The organism is Phycisphaerae bacterium (assembly GCA_035384605.1).
GTDB lineage: Bacteria > Planctomycetota > Phycisphaerae > UBA1845 > PWPN01 > JAUCQB01.
Map to the genome: position 1 here is coordinate 16,386 of DAOOIV010000049.1, position 21,950 is coordinate 38,335.

Below are 21,950 nucleotides of genomic sequence, written 5' to 3' on the forward strand. Positions count from 1 at the left end.
GTAAAGCATCAACCCAGCGACGGCAACCACGGGAAGCCTGGCAGCTCGTGGCGGGGCCATGATGGATCAGGCGGCGGCCGGCGACGGCTCCTTCAGGCAAGTCGTTCAGAACCGCAGCCCCGGTTTCTCGATACAACCGTGCTTGTCCGGTGTAGCAGGGTGACAAGGCCGGAAGGTGCGGTGTGCTGGTGGCGGGACCGCCGTGCGGTGTGGCCCGTCATGCCGGCGGACTGCGGCGAAGCAGATAGGTAGGGACGCCGGCATCAAGGCAGCTTGACCGGCTCGGACCGCCGCTTCGCCTGGAACTCCTCCACAAGTTGGTTCTGACGAAGCATCTGCTGCTGGAAATCACTTTCCGCCATCCATACCGCCGAGATTTGTCCCTTGTGATGGCAGATGACGCACCGGCCATCTCTATGAAGAAGCAGACGGATGAGCGACGTGTAGGCCATGATGCACGGCTCGCCCGAGTCGATGGCAAATTGACGCTCGTCGGCACTGAATGTGTAGGCAAAGCTGAATCTCGCCTGGCCGATGGGTGCCGGATCAGGTACGTGTGCGGGTAAAACGCCGAGAGCATCCGTCCTGTCCTGAAGTTCCTTCACCACGGGATCGAGGGACGCAAGCAAGCGACGAGCAAGGTTACGGTCACGATTCCAGATGACCAGAAGGCACAGGGCGGCGGCCATAAATATGAGCGCCGTCGAGGAACGAATCGCCCACCACCGTCGGGCTCGGGTCTTGCTCTGAGGCAGATCCGTTCTCGCGGGCAATCTGCGCCCCCGAGCCCGGACAACATGCCGGTCTGATGATTCCATGCCAGGCATGGGCGTTTTGCTCCGTGATCGGCTGCCGCCGGTCGGAGATCAACTCACGGATGCGCCGCACCGGCCGTCAACACTGCCCGATCCCACAAAGAAAAGCCGCGATCGACAGGCAATCCTGGGTATGAGCATACGAGATTCGCTCATCAGTGGAAAGCCCTGTCGCCTATACGATGTCGAACACAGCCGGACCTGCCCGATTCGCGGCATCTCGGAGGCGCAAGTAAGCATCGCAGATACAAGTTCTTGCGTGAAGCTCAGGCAGCGTAAGGGACCAATAGCCTCGACGATACAAGCGTAGAACCTGGTTCTCGTCGATTCGCGTCGCTTGGGCCGCATGACCTGACACCCGCCGAGCTTGCACGCGGTCTCATCAGCATGCAGCGTTGACTTGCCACAAGACCTTTGATAGTGTGAATTCTGGCGACCGGATAAGGTTGTCATCGCGGTCAGAAAGCCGCGAACAATCGCGGGGAACTCGCACGACATTGATGCCCCGTATCGTCGACATCGTGTCGCGGCGCGTGGAGTCACGCGATGGATGCCTTTGAGACAGTCTCGCTTACCGACCTCCTGGCCGGCTCTAGCAAGAAATACTTTTCACTGCGAGAGGCCAACCGATCCATCATCCTCGTTCGACGGATTGTAGCCGACATCGTTCGTGATTATCAGGAACTCTGCGAACTACACGCGGCCTGCAAGGCTTATGACGCCGCCGGCGATATTCACCGCGCAGAACAAGGCCGTGAGAGATATGCTCGCATAACCGACCACATTTCCGAATTGCAGGAAGAGCTGGAGAAGATCGGTTGCGAGATCAAGGATTATCGGCTTGGGCTGGTCGATTTTCCGGCCCTTTTGGATGGGCGTCAGGTGTACCTTTGCTGGCAAATCGGTGAGGATCGGGTGTCGCATTGGCACGAGGCAACCACCGACGACACTCAGCGCCGACCAATCTCGCGAGAATTCGTCTGATAAGATCCTGAGAACAAGGATATGCGGCTGGGGGATGGAATATGCCAAGCGTCGGCGCGCAGGAGCGCGTGTTCCTCAGCACGCCGGTCAACCGGTCCGCAGCTTTCGTGCAATCGTTAGAAACCTTACAGCTTGCCTTGTTTTACAGGGACCCCATGCAAGAATGGCGAACAGCCAATGAATACCGGACCACGCCTTTGATCGCAACGCGGGAACGCCCTTTGCGGGGGGCCATAGCGAGGAGGTGGGACGGCATTCTGAGCAGAAAAGGGACCAGGGTGTTGTCTCTCTGCGGTGCTCGGCGTATGCGGCCGACGATCGAGGTTCCGTCTGACCTCTTGTCCGCGAGGGTGGGAGAAATGAAAAAGACGGTCGTTGTCACCCTGGGACTGGCTATCTGTCTGGGCAGTGGTTGTGCTTGCCGGGAAACCGCAAGAGTCGCTCCTGTTTGTCAACCCGCTGTTCGCCCGGCACCGTCCCGGACGGAACTCGCGGCGGGACTGCTGTTCGACCGCCGGCCCGGTCTCTACGATGCTTCCGAATTCACCATCCGCGGTGACTGGCCCTCGACGGTATCGTTCTGGTCGCCGGGACAGGTGATCTACGCCAGAGAACATCTCATCGACGTCCAGGGCCCGCGCTGGGGAGGTCACTCATACCAGAGGTTCCACACGGAGCGGGTCATGGTCGGACACCGCTAACCGACTCATAAGATCAGGCAGTTTCGAGATGGGGCACACCTGCCGAGCAGGACCAGAGACGCGTCATGGGGTATTCGTGCAGCCGCTGCCGACCGAATCCTGACCTTGTCGCCTGCCTCGAAACCCGCTCCGACTTTCTCCCTTGCCATCGCCCGAAAAGCGGGAGTTCGGATGCAATCCTGATGACGCAAACATCCCTGTCCCTTGCAGGCGTTATCTGCCGATATTTCACTTTGACTTGCGTGAGTCCGGGGTAATTGGCTTGTCAATTCGACGGATTCTCGTTATAGTGGCCGCGTTAAACCGTGAATAATGCCCGAGACAGCAGTGAACGGCTTCCGGTGGCCCCGTTCGACTGCTTAATGGCCGCAGGATTTCCGGCGGGTCCTTGAGTGGCAGCGGTATCGTTCTTGAAGTACATGAACAGGGTTAGGGAATCGCGAACAGGCCGACCCATCAGTGCGGGGTTCATAGGATAGAGAGGGGTCCGTTGAGTCGCTTCGAACGGCAATTCTCAGAGGTGTAGAACAATGCAACTGGTAACCAAGGTAGCCATTGGTGTTGGAGTCGTTGTGATCGGTCTGGGAACCTACTACGCGGCCACTCGGATGGGTACAGGCAAGTCGCAAGAACCGGAAATGGCTCGTGCTCTACAGGACGATGATCCGTTGGCTGTCGGCCCGTCCACTTCCCGCAGGGCGGCTGACACGCCCCCCCGGCAGGGGCAGCGGACGCCCCAAACCGGTGTCCCATCCGGCGTCAGTGGAAGGAAGCCCCGGATCTCAGAGGCGGACACCCCGCCGCGAGGCTCTGCAACCCGCCCCGAACAGGCACGTCCGCTTGTCGGTGATGCCCGGCCAACAACAGGTTCGACCACCCGCCCCGGGGGGATACTGCAGCCGCCGACGACCGGTCCGGCCATCGCCGATCGCCCGCCTGACACAGCACCCTCGATCGTGACGGGGCCGCTGACTCCACCAATCGAGTCGTCGATGGTAGCTTCGCCCATCGCGCCGAGTCCGCCCGCACCCAAACCCACGCCGACCGTGGAAAGCGACCTTGCCAAGACAAAAAGGGAACACGTGATCCAGCCAGGCGATACATTCAGCGGGCTGGCGGTCAAGTACTTTGGTCACGCAAAGCACGCAGACCTGATCCAGAATGCCAACCCGGACAGGGATCCGCGCAAACTTCGCCCAGGCATGAAGATCGTGATCCCGCCTAACCCAGACGCGGTCTCGGGTAGCGCCGTCGCACCGTCACCGGCACCCTCGGCCGTTCCCTCGCCGACGCCCTCCCCACTCCGTACCGGAGCCGAACCGGCGAAGACACCCGATCTGAGCCTGATGCTTTCCGCCAGACGCCTTCCATCACCCGAGCCTGCGGCGGCAGAACGAGCCTACACAGTCAAGGCAGGTGACAGTTGGGAGTCCCTTGCAAAGCGGTTCATGGGCACGACCAATTGGACTGAGCTTTTCGAGCACAACAAGGAACGTCTCAGAGGTGATCGACGCAACCTGCGACCCGGGCTGGTGATCGAGCTGCCAGAGGGCGCTAACCTGTCGGCGCTCAATACGACCGCAACTAGACCAGCCTCACGGTGACGCGACCCGTACCGCGCCATGCATTCTTGTTCAGTTCAAGCAGGCAAGGACATGGGGCAGAACCGCATGCAGGGATAGGCGCGCTTGGCAGGGCCTTTCACCCAGGCAGACCGTTTGTTCGGCCAACGCCCCAGAGCCGCCCTGCAAGGTGTTGAACCGGGTATCGTCAAACTCGACAGTCTCCCTTCCTGCCAATTCGGCGATAAGCATCGTTCCTCGACATAAGTCATTCCAAAATAGTAGCTTACAACGAGAGGGGGAGCTGTCAAAGCTCTGAGAGACGGGGCTCCCCTTGAATCGCCTCGGCGGTACCTCGTGGCCGAGCTGCCGCTCGCTCCGAGGCACAATACGCATCCTCTGCCAGACGGTTACGCATCTGCGGTAAAGCCCCCGACCGTTACAAAGAGTCATGAGATGCCGCTACAATACCGCCCTGAAGACCGCCAGCAGGAAGTCTGATTTGTCGTTTTTTCCATACGGGAGGTTTGCCAGCATCATGCGACCGAACCGCACCTTTCTTCTTGCGTTGCCACTTGGAGCCGCTTTCTACGGGACTGCCATCGCCGGAGCCGCTGACTTGCCCCGAACCAGGATCAAATGGGAGAAGGTCAGCCTCGTCGACAATCTCAACGAAGGGATCGACGTCGTTGACGTCAACCGCGACGGGAAGCTGGATATCATTTCCGGGCCGCTGTGGTTTGAGGCCCCGAACTGGACGCCGCACCCGGTCCGCGACGTCGGCATCAACAACAAGGAGTTCTTCGAGAACAACGGCGACCACGCCATCGATCTGAACGGCGACGGCTACCCGGACGTCATCTCCGCCTCATGGTTTTCGGACAAGGTTTACTGGTATGAGAACCCTGGCAAGGAAGGATTGGCTGAGGGCCGAGCGTGGAAACAGCACTTCATCGTTGACGGACAAAACACTTGTGAGGGCACGCTCCTTCAGGATATTGACGGCGACAAGGTCCCCGAACTGATTCTCAACCATTGGACCGCCGAGAAGCCCATGACTATCATCCGCGTGAAGCTGGGCAGGAACGGTGCTGCGCCGCAATTCGAGAAGGTGGAGATCGGTAAGCCGCAAACCGGTCACGGCATTGGCGTCGGGGACATCAACGGTGATAAGCGATCCGACATCGTCCTGCCCGGCGGCTGGTTCGAGCAGCCGTCAAGCGACTGGGCCGAGAAGCCATGGCCGTTCCACAAACACAACGGATTCAAAATGGATCATAGCAGCGTGCCTTGCCTGGTCGTGGATGTCAACGGCGACGGCAGGAACGACATCATTTACGGCAAAGCCCACGACTACGGCTTGTTCTGGATGGAGCAGGGGCCGGCGAAGGACGGAGAGCCCACTTGGGCGCAGCACGAGATCGACAAGAGCTTCTCGCAGGTTCATTGCCTGGTCTGGACCGATCTCGACGACGATGGCCGCAAGGAGATCATCACCGGAAAGAGGTATCGGGCTCACGGCGACGGCGACCCCGGCGCGGCCGATCCGCAGTGCCTGATGCGCTTCATCTGGAACGACAAAACCAAGTCCTTCGATAAAGACGTCATCAGCTACGGTGAGAAGATCGGTTCGGGCATGCAGATCCGGGTCGCGGACCTCGATGGGGACAAGAAGCTGGATCTGGCCGTGGCTGGCAAGAGCGGAACGTACATACTCTTCAATCGCGGGCCGAACAAGTAACCCTTGTCAACTTGCCTCGAAGCCGGGATGATGTTGTCGTCCCTTTCAGAGGAGCAAGTCATGGCAAACGACAAGAAGGTCCGGGTTGCGATCATTGGGCTGGGGTTTGGGGCGGAGTTCATCCCGATCTACCAGAAGCATCCGCACGCGGAGATGTACGCCATCTGCCAGCGGAACCGGGAGAAGCTCGATCAGATCGGTGACGCCTTCGGCGTTGCCAAGCGCTATACCAGCTACGAGGACGTGCTGAACGACCCCGACGTCGACGCCGTACATATCAACACGCCGATTCCCGACCACGCTCCGATGAGCATCGCCGGCCTCAAGGCGAAAAAGCACGTGGCGTGCACCGTTCCGGCCGCGACCTCGGTGTCGGACTGTCGCAAGCTGGTCGAGGCCCAGAAAAAAGCCCGCCGCAACTACATGATGATGGAGACCGTGGTCTACAGTCGCGAGTTTCTCTTCGTCAAGGAGCTTTACGAGACTGGTGTCCTTGGGCGTATCCAGTTCCTTCGCGGTTCGCATCAGCAGGAAATGGCCGGCTGGCCCGGCTATTGGGAAGGCCTGCCGCCGATGCACTACGCCACACACTGTGTGAGCCCGTGCCTGTGCCTGGCGGGCAAGCTGGCCGAGTCGGTGGTCTGCCACGGCTCGGGGCGGATCAGCCCGAAGCTCACGCGAAAGTACGGATCGCCCTTCGCCGTCGAGACCGCCACCATTAAGCTCAAGAACTCGAACCTGGTGTGCGAGGTAACCCGTAGCCTCTTTGAGACAGCCCGGCAGTACCGCGAGAGCTTCGACGTGTACTGCGACAAGGTATCGTTCGAATCACCCCAGATCGAGCACGAGCCGGCCATCCTGCACCGCGGCGAACAGCCTGAGCGGGTGACGATCCCGGACTACGCCCATCTGCTGCCCGAGTCGATCCGGCCGTTTACCACCAAGGGCGTCTACGACTTGGAGCAAAACGTGCACCTGTCTTTCAAGCAGGGCAGCGGCCACGGCGGCTCCCACCCGCATCTGGCCCACGAGTTCATCACGTCGATCATTGAGAGACGCCCGCCCATGCCCGACGTCAAGACCAGCGTCAACTGGACCATGGCCGGTATCTGCGCCCACGAATCGGCGATGAAGGGTGGCGCGCGGGTGAAGATCCCGCAGTTCTGAGTCCAACCTTGACGAGCCACGGGGTTTATCCCCGTGGTCTGGTGCGATAGAGCCGACCGCTGTGGGAGCGATCTCCGGCCGCGATCCGCTGATCCCGGATTCGGATCCTCATTGTCGTCACATGCACAAGGGGCTTCATCACCAGAGTCACCCTTCTCCGATGTACTCGCTGATCCTCCGAATTGACCAGCCCGCCCAAGGCCGGTAGCATCCGATCGGTTCACGCGTGTCATGGAACAGGGGGTTTTCCGATGCAGAGCGGCCCGGCAATACCCGAACTGATCCTGCTGCTTCTGATCGGCAGCGCCCTGATCGTCGGGGTCATCTTCATCTTCCGCGGCATACGCGGTGTTCCCGTATTGAGCGATCCGAGGTGTACGCGGTGCGGGTACGACCTCCGATGGATCAAGCCGGACGTGAACGTCGTCTGTCCGGAATGCGGGTCGGACCTCACCGTCAGGCGGGCCATCCGATTTGCCGAGTACCAGCGCCGGCCGCGATCGATCCTGGTCGGGCTGGGGCTGATTGTCGCTGTCTTCGTCGTCCCTGTCGGCTTGCGACTTGTGCTGATGCGTTCACGTGTTGGCCCCATGACACCGGCCTCGCGTGCCTCTCTCCCGAGCAGCACGCTCATTGCCAACCTGGCAACCACCGCCAGCCAGCCGTGGGACTGGCAGGAACTCGAGCGGCGGTTGAACGCGGGCCAACTGTCGAAACGGGATACCGCGGTCGCCATCGACCAGTTGATCAAGCACATGCAGACGAAACCCAGCGGCTGGCGTGAGCCCTTGCACTGGTGTGACAGATTCGTCGCTGCCGCGGACAAAGCCGGCTTCATCTCAGATGAACAACTTGTGCGTCTGGGCCAAGCATTTTATGGGGCACAGCCGGATGTGAAAGCCCGCAGTCGCCTGCGGCAGGGGCAGCCATTCACGTTCGAGCTTAGCTACGGCACCGGCTGGAGTCTGCCTGGACTGAAGTTGGTCATGGCTTTGTCACGAACTCGACTTGAGGGAGCCGGAGAACTGGGGGTGTCTGACCCCTTTCGGGACGATCGCAAGCCGGCCGACCCCGACGATCTCAGCGGGGGCGGTCCCTGGTCCATGATTCGTGGCAAAGTCGTCAGTGATATCTCGGCGGGAAAGCACAATCTCGTCTTTGAAGTCGACACGGGGCTGATCGACGAGTTCAGGCCTTTCAAGACGGACAATAGCATGAAGCCCGGCCAGGCCGAACGATGGCCCAAGACCCGTTGCAGGTGGAACACAACGGTGACCGTTCCGGTCGAAATCGTTGCACCCGACCGCCCGGCCGTCGATCTGGTGATCGATGAGAAGCTGAATCCGATGGCGCTTGGCCAACTCTCGGCTACCGCCAGACTGTTCGCACGATCGGAAACGAAATCCACGCTGGAGCTGACAATCCATGGGCAGGGGCTCCCGATCTCAATCGCGTCGGTCGTCGTCGTAAAACTCGCCGGCCAGGAGGTCTGGCGAGGTAGCTTCTGCGTTGGCCCGACGGGCCGGTTTGACTATGGCGGTTTGGGAGGCGAGATAGCCCGGCCCGCGCCGCACGTCACAACACTCGACGTGATCCTGACTCCATCTGTTGAGCTGGCAGAGAAGGCGACACTCTATGACCGGATCTGGGGGCAAGAGATCCTTCTCGAGAACGTGCCGCTGCAACGCGAGGATCTGGAGGAGGGTGAGAGCGCCCTGACCTCTTAAGAGACGAGTCATTCCGTCTCCTCACAGCCACGGTGATCAACCGCAGTCACGACAGGTCTTCAAGACGACAGGACCGTTCGGCCCAAGAGACGAGCCCTTTCACCGTCCGACCGCCGCTCGCGGCGCGCTCTGCCGAAAGTAGTCCCGCCTGACGTAGATGTACAATGCGAAACCCCACCAGCAGCCCAGGCTGATCAGGCAGCCCATGATGATCGCTTGGCTCCACACTGCCTGAAGATCAGCCTCCTGCAGGCCGATGAAAGCAGCTAGCGATTGCACGCTGCTCTCTGCGGCGAAGTAGGCCTCCTGCGCCGGCTTGTCCAACATGAGGAGAATCTTGTCGACGCTGTACAGGGCGGTGCCGCTCAGTATCAGGCCGTAACCCCAAGGCTTGCCGATGACCAATCCGATGCCGATACCCAGGAACAGAGCTGCAAAGCCCAGGTTGTAGGCCAGCGCGACCAGGCCCCCTCGCATAGCGCCGAACAGGGGCACTTCAGAGGTCGCGGTAATCAGCGTATATGCCCCAGAAATGATGAACAGCACCCCGGCCGATTTGATTGTGAAGGACCCCTTGCGTCGGGGGGCCTCCACCGTGGGCCGAGCGGGCGGATACCACTGCCCGTCTTGCTTGACCGCTCCACAAAACCGACACAGTATGGCGGCATCCTGGATCTCTTCGGCACAGAACGGGCACTTCACGGCGGCCTCCATGGAATTGATCGCAACGTGCTCGCGACCGAGATGTTGCACGGGCATGGTATCGGCCTGAGACACTACGTTCAATCGTGACCTCTTTGCAGGCAGTGTGGCAGTGTGAGCGAGGCATCGCCCCCGCAGGCAAGGCTTATGGATGTGTCCCGCCAGAGTCGTCTGATGACCCAGGCTTATCCTCGCGGTGTTCAATACAGAAGACTGAACAACGCGTCGCTGGGCGACTCGATCAGTCAGGCTTGGCTCAGGTAGTCCGAAGAGGCACCCATCAGTTCGCGGAGTTGTTTCAAGGCGCGGTGGAAGAGCATGTGAACGGCCGCCTCGCTGCGGCCAAGACGACCAGCCACCTCCGCCACGGGTAGGCCTTCGATCAGCCGCCAATGAATGACCTGACGATAGTCCTCAGGCAGTTGTTGGAGCCGAACCATCAAAACGGCTAGTGCCTCGTTGCGGGCCGCCCCGCGGCTGGGGGTCGCCATGGGCGAGGTCACCTGATCCAACAGGTCGACGTACGACCCGCTCTTGACGCCCCATGCGGCCCCCTGCCGTCGCACGTCACGTTTGTCCGCGACGATTGCCCGGTGCATGTCGATCAGCTTGTTTTCCGCGATTTGACGCAGCCAGCCGAGAAACGCCTCGAAGCTCTCGAACTGACTCTTAGGCAGGCTGGCCCAGGCGGCCGCATAGGTCTCCTGGATGACATCCTCGGGCTCGAGCTGGGCTTTCCTCAACACATCGCTCATTTGTTGGGCAATAGCTGCCCGAAGTGGATCGTAACTGGCCAGCAGCAGGGAGTCCATGGCTGCCACCTTGCCAGCTTGCACCTCAGCCATGGTCTTCCTGAACTTCGCCTCTTCCATGAGGAATCCCAACCCGTACTTGAGGGAACAAAGATTGAGATAACCACTGTACTAATAATACTTTATCGCTTCGATCTGGTCAACTTGCGGCCATACCCGTTATCGGACGGCCACCTAGCCACGCCAGATCGTATTCGCCTCCAGCGGTGGCCTCAGAAAAAAAACACTCTCTTGGCGTTAGATCCGGCGGTCTTTTTCGTTCATGACACTACCAGAAACGAAACAGCCCAGGGTGCCCGGAAGGATTGCCTGAGTCTGGTAGCCTCCTCTTGAAGACTCGGCCATGCTTCCGGGCACCCGGCTTTTTACGCGGGATCTCTGTGACTCCGTCCGGTCATCTGGCGACCGATCAAAAACGCATTCCTGCAAGCCGCCGACTCTCGCCCCGTTCGTGGTTTCCGGTACCCGAGCTCTACTCAGCACCTGTTCTCGATGCTGGTCGCGGCAACGTGTCCGTCTGAGCCTCCCATATCTTGATCGTGCCGTCCTGCCCACAGGTGGCTATGGCCATCCCATCAGGCGAGAACCGAGCGCACATCACCGGGGCATCGTGCGCCCGGATGGTGTAGACCTGGCTGGCACTGGCGACGTCCCAGACCCTGATGATCGTGTCTGCGGAGCATGAGACGATCCGCCGCCCGTCCGGGCTGAAGTCAAGCCATTCAACCGATTGTTGGGGACCTTGCATCGCGGATAGCAGGCTGCCCGTCTTCACATCGCACAAATTGATGCTGCCGTCGGTATGGGCACTCGCAATGACTGTGGAAGCGGGACCGAACCACGCGCCGTTCAGAGGTTTCTCAAACCCAATCGTCCGCACCTCGCCCGCGGATTCGCGATCCCAGATCCCGATCTCACCGCGTGCCAGACCGGCTGCAATCCACCGGCCGTTGGGGCTGAAGGCAATCGTCAGAGGCGTAGCATTGTGCCACAGGTGTAGCTGTTCCTCTCCATCGACCAGGCTCCAGACAGTGGTGGCATAACCGGCGACGCCGGCCACCAAGGTACCGTCGGGCGAAAAGGCAACGTCTCGCACGGCTCCGTCCGGGCTTGGGAACAAGAACTGTCGAGAACCGTCACTCGCATCCCACACGCGAATGGTTCGATCCGCGCTTCCCGATGCGACATACCTGCCGTCAGGGCTCCAGACCAAAGCGAGCACGGCGCCGGTGTGCCCGGCCAGCGTCATGAGCAGCGTACCCGTTTGCCTGTCCCATACCCGGATGGCATCGTCCGACGCCTGCTCCGTCGCCAGATCGTTTTCACTCTCTGCTCCACAGGAAGCGATGCGTTTGCCATCCGGGCTGAACACAACGCGGAGCACCGAACCTGCGTATCCCTGCCACACACGGGCTTCCGGCGGAAGCGTCCTCGGCCAAGCTTTCAGTCTGCCATCCATGCCGACTGAGAAGATCCGACTTCCGTCCTGGCTCCAGGCCACCCCCCTGCCGCCGCGGCTGTGGGCGGAATGAGTGTACAACTCCTCACCTGTGGTCGCGTTCCAGACTCTCAAAGTGCGATCCGACTCCATGGCGAATGTCGGCGCGCGAGGAACGCCGGTTGAGGCCAGCAGTGTGCCGTCGGGGCTGAAGGCCACCGCATCAACGAATCCCTCATGGCCGCGGAGCGACAGCAGTTCTTCCCAGGTGGCGCCGTCGAAAACCTTCAGTGTGCCCTGAGCATCCCTCCTGGCAGGAGAAACGCCGCCGCCCACGGCCATCCGGGTCCCGTCGGGCGAAAACGCGATGCACAGCACCGCACCGGGGGGGCCGGAGAACTCCCGTATGCTTTGGCCGGTGGCAACATCCCAGACTCTGATCTTGCAGTCGCCGGCGGAGGGGTTGAGCAGTTCACCGCTGACCACCTGCCTGCCGTCAGGACGATAGGCAACGCACGCGATTTCCTTGTCGTGAGCGGGCGTTTCCCAGATGAGCTGCCCGCTCTGGACGTCCCAGAAAGCCAACACTCTGCCTTGCCCGGCAGCGGCAAGACCTGAACCATCAGGACTGAACTGCACGGCATTGAGATACTGCCGGCCTTCCTGGAGAACCCTGTGCGAGCCGCGTCTCCAATCCCACAACCGCAGGGTCTTGTCGCGACCACCCGAAGCCATCCACTGGTCGTCGGGGCTGAACGCGAGGGCGTTGACCTGGTCGGCGTGTCCCTTCAGTTGCGTGATCGCCGCGCCCGTGGTGCTGTCCCAGATTCTGATCACGCCGTCGCATCCGCCGGTGGCGAGGCGACGACCGTCTGCACTCAAGGCCAGCGAGACCACACACTCCGCATCCGCGCGGACGTCGAGCAGAGTCGGTTCCTTTGACAGTCGTGACAGGTAGTGCCACTCCCAACCTCGCAAGTCCGTGGGGCAAGCATCGAGCAACTGGTGAGTCTGAGTCAGGTATCTCTGCTCATACGCGGTCTGAGCGAGGACCATCCGATTGACATAGGTCGTTCGCCGAAGCTGTTCGGCCTGATCTTCGGCGCGGATTCGCTCTCGTTCGGCAAATCCTCTTGCCTGTTCCGCTTCGGATGCCTTCGCATCCGCGAGGGAGCGCAACCGATCCTGCTCTCGCTGGGCGGCGATGGCGCGGTCCCGCTCGGCCACCGCCTGTCGCCAGAGGGATATCGATGCGAGCAGCGACACGCCGAGGAGCACGGCAAATGCCGCTGCCACGGCCACCGGAACACGATACCGTCGCAGCGTCTTGCGGAGAACATACAGCCCGCTGTCGCTTCTGGCAGACACCGCTTCGCCCTTCAAATAGCGCTCGATATCGCGCTCCAATTCGCCCGCCGTCTGGTATCGACGATGCGGTTCCTTCCGCAAGCAGCGGAGGACGATCGCCTCGAGATCACGGTCGATGCCTTTGCGGACGGTGCTCGGACGCACCGGTTCGTCGCTGACGATCCGATTGAGCACGTCGCGCATGGGGCCGGTGACCTCATACGGGAACGTGCCGGTCAGCATCTGATAGAGAATCACACCGAGGGCGTACACATCGGTGCGCATGTCGATGCTGTCGAGTGTTCCTTGAGCTTGCTCGGGGCTGGTCCAGGGCAGGCTGCCGACGAATTGGCCGACTACGGTCATGTCTGCCGCGTCGGCTCCGCCGCCTTCCTGGGCGGTCAATTTCGCCAAGCCGAAATCCAGGATATGCGGCCTGCCTGCCTCATCAATGCGGATGTTGCCGGGCTTGAGGTCGCGATGAATAATACCTTTGATGTGAGCTTCATTGACGGCGGCGCAGATTTCGGCGAACAGCCGGAGGATTTCCTTGATCGATCGCGGGCGACTGCTGAGCCACACGTCCGGCGGCGGACCCTCAATATAGTCCATGACGAAGAAGTGGTATCCCGACGCCGTGCCGCTCTCGTGGATGGTCACGATACTGGGATGATTCAGCGCTCCCAGGATCCGGACTTCGCGCTCGAAGCGGGTGCGGTCTCGCCAGCCGGCAAACGGCCCCTCGCGCATGACCTTGATGGCCACCTTGCGTCGGGTCGCTTTCTGCAAGGCCCGGTAGACGACGCCCTGACCGCCTCGGTGAATCTCGCCCAGGATTTCGTAGCCGGGCAACAGATCCGGCGGCACGGCAATGTTTATCCGTGCCCCTTGGGCACCGTGGGACGACAACGGACTCACGTGGCGGACGAGGCTGAATTGCTCCCGCAACTCGTCGGCGATGTCCGGGTTGGTTTTCAGCAGTTCCTGCTCGTCAACCGGCTCACCCCGCTGGGCGCGGTCCAGGTATTCGTTCAGGATGCGGCCAATCCGCTCGTCTCGAGAATCCGCTTGCGGGTCTGCCATGCAGAATCACCTAGCCTCGACTGCCTGCCGAAGGCCCCTGATATTATCGCACAAAACGGCCCCTGGGTCTTGTATGTCGGCTGTTCTGCGGCGTCAACGAATGCGGTCGGGCCTGCCAGGGTTGCGGGTCGTGGACTTGAGTGCTCACACTGCACCGCAGGGCAGCCTTTCTCCGCGACGGCCGCCCCTGAGCCGGCCAAGGCAAGACGGACGGACATGGGCCGTGGTATCATGGACGGCGGCAGGTCACGGGAAGGATACGATTGAATGCCTGGCACAAGATTGAAGAACGCGTTCCTGGTTACACCCGAAGGCGTCGTGCGGGCCGACATGGTTTTGAGAAACGGCAGAATCGTCCTGCCCGACGATTCAGCGGCCTGCGATCAGGAGATTGACCTTACCGGCAAGTATGTTGTTCCCGGGTTCGTGGACATCCATTTTCACGGTTTCAACCTTTTCGAGTTCACCCTGGGCATGTACGATCCGGCAACGGAGACTTTCGACGTCAGCGAGTCCGCGTATCGGCATGGCTTCGACATGCTGCAGAAACGGCTTTGCCAGTACGGTGTGACCGGTTTCTATGTCGGAACTTGGGCCGCACCCGTCGACACGCTGGACAGGTGCTTCAGGTACCTGAGCGAGCACATGGCCCGTTCATCCGGCACGATCAACGGTGCGAGGCTGCGCGGCGGTTTTCTCGAGGGTTCGTTCCTCAACCCGCGCTTATGCGGTGCAATGAATCCGGAATACGTACTTGAGCACTCGCGGGAATCGTTCGACCGCATCCAGAGCAGGAACATGATCAAGCTGGCCAACGTTGTTCCCGATTACGGCCGCCGAAGCTGCGATTTGATCGAGTATCTGACCGCCAAAGGCATCGTCGTGGGTGCCGGCCACGTCGACGCCACCTGCGTGCAATGGGCCGATGCCATCAAGGCCGGCCTCAAGTATGCGGTTCATTTCACCAACGGCCCGACCGGCGGTTCCACCAAGGTGTTCGACGGCGGCGGCTCCATCGAGGCGGTTCTCTCGTTCGATGAGATCTACGCGGAACTGATACTCGACGGCTATCACGTCAACCCTGCTTACGTGCGCGACATCATGCGACGCAAGGGCCTGGACAGGATCATCGGCATCACCGACGCCATGTACGTGGCGGGCTCGGGTATGACCGGCGAATTCAGTCTCGGCGGTATCTGCGGAGAGATCAGCGAGAACGGAGAATACTTCGCCGTGGTCGGAAAGAAGAACACGCTGTTCTCTGCGAACATCACCATGGACCGTGTTTTTGCCAACATCCTGAACTGGCTCAGCCGCCCCTTGCCGGGCATATGGACCCGCAAGCACGACGCGCTGCCTTTTGAGGAGGCCGTGACGGCCGCCGCGAGAATCTGTTCGACGAACGCGTGCGGCCTGACCGGCTTGAACCGCGAAGGTTACGGGACGCTGGCCACCGGAGCGCCGGCGGATCTCGCAGTGCTTTCGATCGCCGGCAGCGCGGGCTCCTATTCCGTTGCGGTCGAGCGCACGATTGTCGGCGGCACAACCGTGTACTGCGTCGGCGCCCGCTGAGCTTGGGAGCTATCGATTACGGCGAGAATCGCCGCGCGATACGGCATGATCACGACTCGCTTTCGGAGGGGAATTGCAGGCGACGTCGTCTTCTCGCTCGCCGCGGCATTTCCTCGGCATCCGCACGTGCGGCGGGCGGGCCCGAATCGACCCGTTGCCCGAGGCTCACTGTTTCTTCGGCCCCACAAGTTCGACCATGTTTCCGTCCGGATCACGCACGACAGCCAGAAAGACGCCCGGCGCCAGTTCCTTGGGCAGTTCAACCGGGCCGTTGGCGATGACCGTGCCGCCGGCCCTGCGGACCCGCTCAGCGGCGGCGGCGATATCCTGGACGTAAAAAGTCAAGTAGCGGATGCCGAAGCTGGAATGAATGAACGTGTTATCCACTCGCTTGCCCGGAGCACCCTTGAATTGCATGATCTTGACCTGGGTTGCGTTTTCGTCGTCGGCCACCTTGAAAACCCGCACGTGAAAGGGTTGGTTGTCACTGAGACCCGAGTTCCTGCCCATGTCGGCCGGAACATCGAAACCTTCCACCTCCACGAGCCCGAGCGCATTCTTGTAGAATTGCGCTGCCTTATCGATGTCGCTGACGACGATCCCGAAATCAACGCGCGCAGTGCTATAACCGTTCATCAGAGCCTCCCTCGCCGGCCCGGCCGTCGGAGACCGGGTGGCCGCGCAACCGGCAAACAGAATCAGGACCGACAATATCATCGTGTAACGCATGGAAACCTCCTTGACAATCTCGCAAGGCGAGTCTTGTCCGCGAACTCGACGATCGACTGCGCCATCGGACCGGCCAGATGGCGGGTCGCAGGTTCTTGAGCCTCACCCGGAGCCAATTCGTACTTCTCCTGCACGCCCACTGACAAACAAGACCCGCTTGCCAAAGGGGCATTGCTTGTCTTGCAGTCTTAAGCATGCCAGCCGATTCATTTCCGATCAAGCAGGCCCTGCTCGCGCATCCAGTCGACACACCGATCGGGCCATGTGGCGACCGCTTCGCCCTTCTTTCCCAGGCCGAACCCGTGCGGGCCCTTGGCATAGATGTGCATCTCGGCCGGCACCTTGGCGCGCCGCAAGGCGAGGTAAAAGGCCACGCTGTTCTCGGCAGGCACTCCGCTATCCTGATCCGTGTGCAAAAGGAACGTTGGCGGTGTGTCGGGCGTGACTTGCTTCTCGTTCGAAAGGTTCTCGACCAGCTTGGGGTCCGGCTCGGCGCCCAGGAGGTTCTTGCGCGAGCCCGCGTGGGCGAACGGTTCGGTGAAGGAGATCACCGGGTAGACCAGGACCATGAAGTCGGGCCGGCAACTGACCCGGTCGATCGGATCAGCGGCCTCGGCATTGCCCTTGTCGAAATGCGTCCCGGCCGTCGAAGCCAAGTGCCCGCCGGCCGAGAAACCCAGGATGCCGATCCGGTCGGGAACGATGTTCCACTCCTTCGCCCGGCTGCGAACCATGCGGATGGCCCGTTGGGCATCCTGCAAAGGCGCCGGGTGCCCGTAACCCGTGCCGCGGTGGCGGTACTTCAGGATGAAGCCGGCGATGCCGTTCGAGTTGAGCCACCGGGCCACCTGGTGCCCCTCATGGTCCATCGCCAAGTTGCCATATCCCCCGCCCGGGCAGATCACCACGGCCGCGCCGGTGGCTTTCTCCTTCAGGGGTAGATAGATCGTCAGCGACGGCTTGTCTCCATCCTCGTTCCCTTTGGCTCCGGGCGCCCCGTTGGGCCACAAGAGCTCGACCTTTGGCTCATCTGCGAGCGCTGCGGGAATCACACATGGCCAGACGGCAACGAACAGACACATACTCCTCATCGACTGCAACATGGAATTGTCCTTTCCGGCCAGATGCGCGATTCTGACCTCATAGCGAAATCCTACTGCGCAGGGCCGGTGAGAGTGAAGCGACGATCCGCCATCACACAAGTTACTTCAGCTACCCCCCAGTCTCAAGCCGCAGGGTACCTGATCCTCCCAAAACAGGATCGACGAGGGCGTTGGGTGCGTGACAGTCTGGGCGGGCATGCCGACCGGTCCAGGTTGGGCGATCAAGGCCCTTCAGGTTTTCCCGCCAAAGGCGGGCTGATAGGCCGGCCGTTGTACGGCCGGTTGGTGGTCGCCTGCGGTTCTTCTTCCTTTCTGTGGTCTCAGCCCGTTTCAACGGGCTTACTCGACAAGGACAAGCCCGCTAAAAAGGCCTCGATGGGGTAACACCGTGAAGCAGGAATTGGCCGACCATGAACCAGTCGTAAAACGGCCGGCCTGTTTGCCCTTCGGGAAAGACCGCTGAAGCCGTCTGGCTTGCGTTCACGACAACCGGGTCAGCCGCCAGAAGTGCCGCCGGTTCTGTCGCGGGCCCGCGGGCATTAGCCCCGCCGAAGACAACTGGCGGTTGTGTGGCGATCATGTTACCTTATGGCGCCGCCGGGGGAACCGAGCGGCAAGAGTCACTGGCGACGAGAGATATGCCACAAGCATCAGTTGAACAGATTCAGTCGTGGGGTGTGGTCGGGGCCGGCGGGGCCGGCTTTCCGTCCCATGTGAAGTTCCGGTCCAAGGCCGAGATCATCATCCTGAACGCCGCCGAGTGCGAGCCTCTTCTTCACAAAGACAAGGAATTGCTCCGGGCTTACCCGGACGAGGTAATCAGCGGCCTGTCCCAGGCTCGCCAACTTGTCGGGGCCCACGAGGCCGTAATCGGTATCAAAGGCAAGTACCACGACGTTATCGAACTGCTTCAGCCCAAGCTGCCCGAGGGCATGCGGATCGTCGAACTGGCCGACAGCTACCCAACCGGCGACGAGTTCATCCTCGTGTATGATGTGACAAAGCGGATCATCCCACCAGGCAGAATCCCCCTCGCGGTAGGTGCAGTGGTCACTAACGTGGAAACCGCCCTGAACGTCGCACGAGCCAGGCCGGTAACCGAGAAATTCCTTACCGTCGCCGGCGCCGTCGTTGAGCCGGTCACGGTGCGGGTACCCGTCGGTGTGACTTTCCGAGAAGTCATTGGCATGGCAGGTGGGGCCACGGTCGACGATCCGGTTGCCCTGGTCGGCGGCGTCATGATGGGCAGGTTGTCCACCGACTTTAACGAGGTGGTCACCAAGACCACGGGGGGACTCATCGTTCTGTCCAGGGACCATCGTCTGGCCCGGCGCTATGTGCTCGGGGCCAACTGGAAGGCCACCGCCCGCATCGGGGCCAGTGCCTGTGATCAATGTTCGTTCTGCACCGAGTTCTGCCCGCGATATCTCCTGGGTCACCCCATCGAGCCGCACAAGGCGATGCGTTCTCTTGGGTACAGCATGGTCGGCGAGGCCAATGTGATTGGTACGCTTTTTTGCTGCGAATGCAACCTGTGCACTATGATGGCCTGCCCCGAGGACCTCGACCCCAGCAAGGTATGCGTCCAGAACAAGCGCCGGCTGATGGCCGAGGGGCGCAAGTGGGAGGTTGAGGCTGTCGCGACGCGGCCGGAACTGCACCTCAATAACCGGCGCGTGCCCATCGCACGGCTGATCCGCAAGCTCGGCCTGGCTGACTTCAAGAACAAAGGACCGCTGCTGGAAGCTTCGCTGATCACCAGGAAAGTGCGATTGCCGCTCAAGCAGCACGTCGGTGCGCCTGCCGCGCCGGCCGTTAAGGTCGGCGATGTCGTCAAGCGCGGCGATGTCGTTGCCAAGCCGGCCGAGAACCAGTTGGGAGCCGTGATCCACGCGAGCATCAACGGGCGGGTCAGCGAAGTGTCGGATGCGATTGTGATTGAGGCGTGACTGCCATGCTTGAAGCCATCGGAATGATTGAACTGACCAGCGTGGGCATCGGGTACAAGGTCCAGGATGCCATGCTCAAGGCAGCGGACGTGAGACTGGTGCTCGGACGGACCATCTGCTCCGGCAAATACATCAACATCGTCACCGGACAGGTGGCGGCGGTTCAGGCCGCTGTCGAGGCAGGCCTCAACGCCGCTCCCGACGGAGTCATCGATTCGATCCTGATCCCCAACGTGCATCCGAGCGTCTTTGCGGCCCTTGGCCAGTCGGTACAGATCGGCGATGGTCATCAGAAGGCCATGGGTATCGTCGAGACCTTCTCCACAGCCAGCGTCCTGGAAGCCGCCGACGCCGCCGCCAAGGCCGCGGCCGTGACCCTGTTCCGTATCCATATCGCCATGGCCCTCGGCGGCAAGGGATTCGTACTGATGACCGGATCGGTGGCTGATTGCCAGTCAGGCGTCGATGCCGCCGCCGAGGTGGTACGCGAGAAGGGCCTGCTGGTGTCCGCGGTCGTGATCCCGGGCCCGAGTAAGGAACTGTACCAGGAGTACATCTGAGCCGCTCGGCGGCCGAAGACCGCGCCCCGGCAACGGCAAAAGAGACGAGTGTCATCGAACCACAAGCCGCCGGGCTCATCTCGGCGGTGTTCAACAGGGCACACGCCGGTCGTATGGAGAACAACTTCGTGGCAAGCGTGCTGAGAACGATGCTTTCCGGCGCGCGGTCCGGACGATCCGCGATCCGATTCCTTCATGTCACGATGATCGCGGGCGTGATCTTGTGGTATGTGCCGCCCGTTCAGGCCCACGCCGTTTTGATGACCTTTATTCGCCACGACGCGAGAGTCAGCATCAGCCGGCGCAATATCGACGTTACCATCGAATTGACCTTCCACGAGTATCCCTCGCTGAGCGTGCGGCGCAGAATGGATCGTAATCACGATGAGGCGATCACCGAGGCTGAACTCAAAACGTACATTGACGGCCTGAAGGGTTCGCTGCGCGACGCTCTGACGCTGGACGTGGATGATCGGGCCCTGGAGATTATTCCACTGTATGATCCTCAGATTGATCTTCTCGACGCACGAAACGTCGTCCCGGCTCATCACGTGTTGCGGCTTTCCTGGTTCGCCAGAACACCTGAGTGGCTGCGTTCGGGCAGTCGCATTCATTTGCGGTACGAACTCTGGCCCGAGGCCCCGCGAATCGACGTGCTCAGCGCAAGCGCAGACGAGGGGTTTCGCCTGGTCGCAGATGACATTAGCGGTCCCGTTTCATTGACCGAAGCGACCACAGGGCCCAGAGAGATTCGACTTTTATGCCAGACGGCCCCTATTGTGACATCCGAATCACCACGTCCGGCGGCTTCCACCGGTCAGGCCGGCACTTTGAGCCAGGACAAGTTGACCGCCGGACTCGGCGCAGCCCTCTTGCTCATGATTGCGGCCGGCATGGCCGGCGGCATTCGACGATACATTGTCCGACGTATACGGACGGGAGGTCAGACATGACACGAATCATCAAAGAATGCTGGATCGCGTCGATGGCCCTTGCGGTGCTCTCTTCGGCTTCGGCGCCCGCTCAGGACAAACGCGAAAACCCCAAGCCTGTTGCATTGGACTTTGCCGCTACACTGCTGCAAGGACACTCGTACTTGCTGACGAAGGACGAGGCCGCCGCAGTTGACGAGATCCTTCGCCAGATGCGCGAGGCGGAAAATCAATTGCGCAACGCAAAGGACGACGGGACCCGCGAACAAGCCCGAAAGCGTCAGAAAGAGGCAGACAACAGACTGGCGGCTGTGCTCGAAAAGAACGCCAACCTTAAGCGCATCTCGTTGCAGGGTGGCAGGGTAAACCCTTCGATCTTTGGTCCCCACGAGATGGTCGGCGATACCGGCGCGCTGTTGCTGCGCGTGGACAATGGCGGGGAGGGAAGAAGCTTTTCCGCTTATGACATCAACGAGTCATTGCCGGAACACGGAAAAACCGTTTGGATCGATTACGCCCCGACGGGCGTCACGTGGGTGCTGCTGGGCATGCACACTCTTCCAGCCAACAGGATCACGTTGCCGGTCGAGTTCCGGCGTCCCGGCGCCGAGCCGATTCGCACGCTGGTCGAGGTAATCATGCCACCGGTTGGGCGCTTAAAGTTGACGGTTTTGTCCGACGATACCGGCAAGCCCACGCCGGCCATGGTCCGCATCACTTCGAAAGCCACCAACCGCGACCGCAAACCGAGCAACGTCGTCGATCTGACCGGCCAATTCGACGGTAACGGCCACAACAGCAGCCAGCGGCCGGCGAACATCCCCGGCCGTCAGGGCGGCATGTGGTGGTGCGTCCCGGGACCGTTGGATATGACCTTGCCGCCGGGCGAGTATGAGATCGCGATCCGCCGCGGTATCGAGCATACCCCGCTTTTCGAGAGCTTCACCATCAAATCCGGCGAGGTCACAGACAAGTACGGTTTAGCCATTTTACGCTGCCGCGCAGAGCGTGAATTGCAGCGTATTC

The 21,950-nt window shown here is 61.1% G+C and carries 17 protein-coding genes; 11 read left to right on the top strand and 6 right to left on the bottom strand.

What is annotated here, in order from left to right:
• Positions 1 to 263: 263 nt before the first annotated feature.
• Positions 264 to 773, bottom strand: a complete 510-nt coding sequence (locus PLL20_12180) for a hypothetical protein (protein HPD30747.1) — start codon at positions 771 to 773, stop codon at positions 264 to 266.
• Positions 774 to 1,361: 588 nt separating this feature from the next.
• Between PLL20_12180 and PLL20_12185 the strand changes: the two genes are divergently transcribed.
• The 6 genes from PLL20_12185 (at position 1,362) to PLL20_12210 (ending at position 8,697) form a co-directional block, all read left to right on the top strand.
• Positions 1,362 to 1,799, top strand: a complete 438-nt coding sequence (locus PLL20_12185; protein HPD30748.1) for a DUF2203 domain-containing protein — start codon at positions 1,362 to 1,364, stop codon at positions 1,797 to 1,799.
• Between the two features lie 359 nt (positions 1,800 to 2,158).
• Positions 2,159 to 2,500 carry a hypothetical protein gene (locus PLL20_12190; GenBank protein ID HPD30749.1) on the top strand — a complete coding sequence of 114 codons (342 nt, stop codon included), beginning with the start codon at positions 2,159 to 2,161 and terminating at the stop codon, positions 2,498 to 2,500.
• Between the two features lie 530 nt (positions 2,501 to 3,030).
• Positions 3,031 to 4,104, top strand: a complete 1,074-nt coding sequence (locus PLL20_12195; protein ID HPD30750.1) for a LysM peptidoglycan-binding domain-containing protein — start codon at positions 3,031 to 3,033, stop codon at positions 4,102 to 4,104.
• A gap of 496 nt (positions 4,105 to 4,600) precedes the next feature.
• Complete coding sequence (locus PLL20_12200; GenBank protein HPD30751.1) at positions 4,601 to 5,803, top strand: VCBS repeat-containing protein; 1,203 nt, start codon at positions 4,601 to 4,603, stop codon at positions 5,801 to 5,803.
• A gap of 60 nt (positions 5,804 to 5,863) precedes the next feature.
• Entirely contained in the window at positions 5,864 to 6,970 is a 1,107-nt protein-coding gene (locus tag PLL20_12205) for a Gfo/Idh/MocA family oxidoreductase (protein ID HPD30752.1), read from the top strand.
• 251 nt (positions 6,971 to 7,221) lie between these two features.
• Positions 7,222 to 8,697 carry a zinc ribbon domain-containing protein gene (locus PLL20_12210; protein HPD30753.1) on the top strand — a complete coding sequence of 492 codons (1,476 nt, stop codon included), beginning with the start codon at positions 7,222 to 7,224 and terminating at the stop codon, positions 8,695 to 8,697.
• Between the two features lie 99 nt (positions 8,698 to 8,796).
• On the opposite strand, the gene PLL20_12215 is transcribed toward PLL20_12210, so the two are convergent.
• The 3 genes from PLL20_12215 to PLL20_12225 form a co-directional block, all read right to left on the bottom strand.
• A complete protein-coding gene (locus PLL20_12215) occupies positions 8,797 to 9,483 on the bottom strand; it encodes a hypothetical protein (protein HPD30754.1) in 687 nt (228 codons plus the stop codon).
• A gap of 161 nt (positions 9,484 to 9,644) precedes the next feature.
• Entirely contained in the window at positions 9,645 to 10,271 is a 627-nt protein-coding gene (locus tag PLL20_12220) for a sigma-70 family RNA polymerase sigma factor (GenBank protein ID HPD30755.1), read from the bottom strand.
• A 412-nt stretch (positions 10,272 to 10,683) separates the two neighbouring features.
• Positions 10,684 to 14,079: a serine/threonine-protein kinase gene (locus PLL20_12225; protein HPD30756.1), complete on the bottom strand. Its 3,396-nt coding sequence runs from the start codon at positions 14,077 to 14,079 to the stop codon at positions 10,684 to 10,686.
• A gap of 267 nt (positions 14,080 to 14,346) precedes the next feature.
• Between PLL20_12225 and PLL20_12230 the strand changes: the two genes are divergently transcribed.
• Complete coding sequence (locus PLL20_12230) at positions 14,347 to 15,651, top strand: hypothetical protein (GenBank protein HPD30757.1); 1,305 nt, start codon at positions 14,347 to 14,349, stop codon at positions 15,649 to 15,651.
• 165 nt (positions 15,652 to 15,816) lie between these two features.
• Here PLL20_12230 and PLL20_12235 read toward each other — a convergent pair whose 3' ends face one another.
• The gene (locus tag PLL20_12235) at positions 15,817 to 16,380 is read right to left on the bottom strand and encodes a VOC family protein (GenBank protein HPD30758.1); all 564 of its coding nucleotides are present in this window, start codon (positions 16,378 to 16,380) and stop codon (positions 15,817 to 15,819) included.
• Between the two features lie 206 nt (positions 16,381 to 16,586).
• Positions 16,587 to 17,462 (bottom strand): alpha/beta hydrolase, encoded by an 876-nt coding sequence (locus PLL20_12240; protein ID HPD30759.1) that lies wholly within the window; start codon positions 17,460 to 17,462, stop codon positions 16,587 to 16,589.
• Positions 17,463 to 18,121: 659 nt separating this feature from the next.
• On the opposite strand from PLL20_12240, the gene PLL20_12245 reads away from it, so the two are divergent.
• From PLL20_12245 to PLL20_12260, 4 genes are all read left to right on the top strand, one after another.
• Positions 18,122 to 19,432: a 4Fe-4S dicluster domain-containing protein gene (locus PLL20_12245; GenBank protein ID HPD30760.1), complete on the top strand. Its 1,311-nt coding sequence runs from the start codon at positions 18,122 to 18,124 to the stop codon at positions 19,430 to 19,432.
• A gap of 5 nt (positions 19,433 to 19,437) precedes the next feature.
• Positions 19,438 to 19,992, top strand: coding sequence for a BMC domain-containing protein (locus PLL20_12250; GenBank protein ID HPD30761.1), 555 nt, complete (start codon positions 19,438 to 19,440; stop codon positions 19,990 to 19,992).
• 128 nt (positions 19,993 to 20,120) lie between these two features.
• Positions 20,121 to 20,945 (top strand): hypothetical protein, encoded by an 825-nt coding sequence (locus PLL20_12255; GenBank protein ID HPD30762.1) that lies wholly within the window; start codon positions 20,121 to 20,123, stop codon positions 20,943 to 20,945.
• A gap of 32 nt (positions 20,946 to 20,977) precedes the next feature.
• A partial coding sequence (locus PLL20_12260) for a hypothetical protein (protein ID HPD30763.1) occupies positions 20,978 to 21,950 on the top strand: 973 nt, incomplete at its 3' end.

What these genes read in the sequence shown, in the direction of transcription:
- PLL20_12185 (HPD30748.1), top strand. Translation starts at nt 1,362, where the DNA reads ATGGATGCCTTTGAGACAGTCTCGCTTACCGACCTCCTGGCCGGCTCT.
- PLL20_12190 (HPD30749.1), top strand. Translation starts at nt 2,159, where the DNA reads ATGAAAAAGACGGTCGTTGTCACCCTGGGACTGGCTATCTGTCTGGGC.
- PLL20_12195 (HPD30750.1), top strand. Translation starts at nt 3,031, where the DNA reads ATGCAACTGGTAACCAAGGTAGCCATTGGTGTTGGAGTCGTTGTGATC.
- PLL20_12200 (HPD30751.1), top strand. Translation starts at nt 4,601, where the DNA reads ATGCGACCGAACCGCACCTTTCTTCTTGCGTTGCCACTTGGAGCCGCT.
- PLL20_12205 (HPD30752.1), top strand. Translation starts at nt 5,864, where the DNA reads ATGGCAAACGACAAGAAGGTCCGGGTTGCGATCATTGGGCTGGGGTTT.
- PLL20_12210 (HPD30753.1), top strand. Translation starts at nt 7,222, where the DNA reads ATGCAGAGCGGCCCGGCAATACCCGAACTGATCCTGCTGCTTCTGATC.
- PLL20_12220 (HPD30755.1), bottom strand. Translation starts at nt 10,271, where the DNA reads ATGGAAGAGGCGAAGTTCAGGAAGACCATGGCTGAGGTGCAAGCTGGC.
- PLL20_12225 (HPD30756.1), bottom strand. Translation starts at nt 14,079, where the DNA reads ATGGCAGACCCGCAAGCGGATTCTCGAGACGAGCGGATTGGCCGCATC.
- PLL20_12230 (HPD30757.1), top strand. Translation starts at nt 14,347, where the DNA reads ATGCCTGGCACAAGATTGAAGAACGCGTTCCTGGTTACACCCGAAGGC.
- PLL20_12235 (HPD30758.1), bottom strand. Translation starts at nt 16,380, where the DNA reads ATGCGTTACACGATGATATTGTCGGTCCTGATTCTGTTTGCCGGTTGC.
- PLL20_12240 (HPD30759.1), bottom strand. Translation starts at nt 17,462, where the DNA reads ATGTGTCTGTTCGTTGCCGTCTGGCCATGTGTGATTCCCGCAGCGCTC.
- PLL20_12245 (HPD30760.1), top strand. Translation starts at nt 18,122, where the DNA reads ATGCCACAAGCATCAGTTGAACAGATTCAGTCGTGGGGTGTGGTCGGG.
- PLL20_12250 (HPD30761.1), top strand. Translation starts at nt 19,438, where the DNA reads ATGCTTGAAGCCATCGGAATGATTGAACTGACCAGCGTGGGCATCGGG.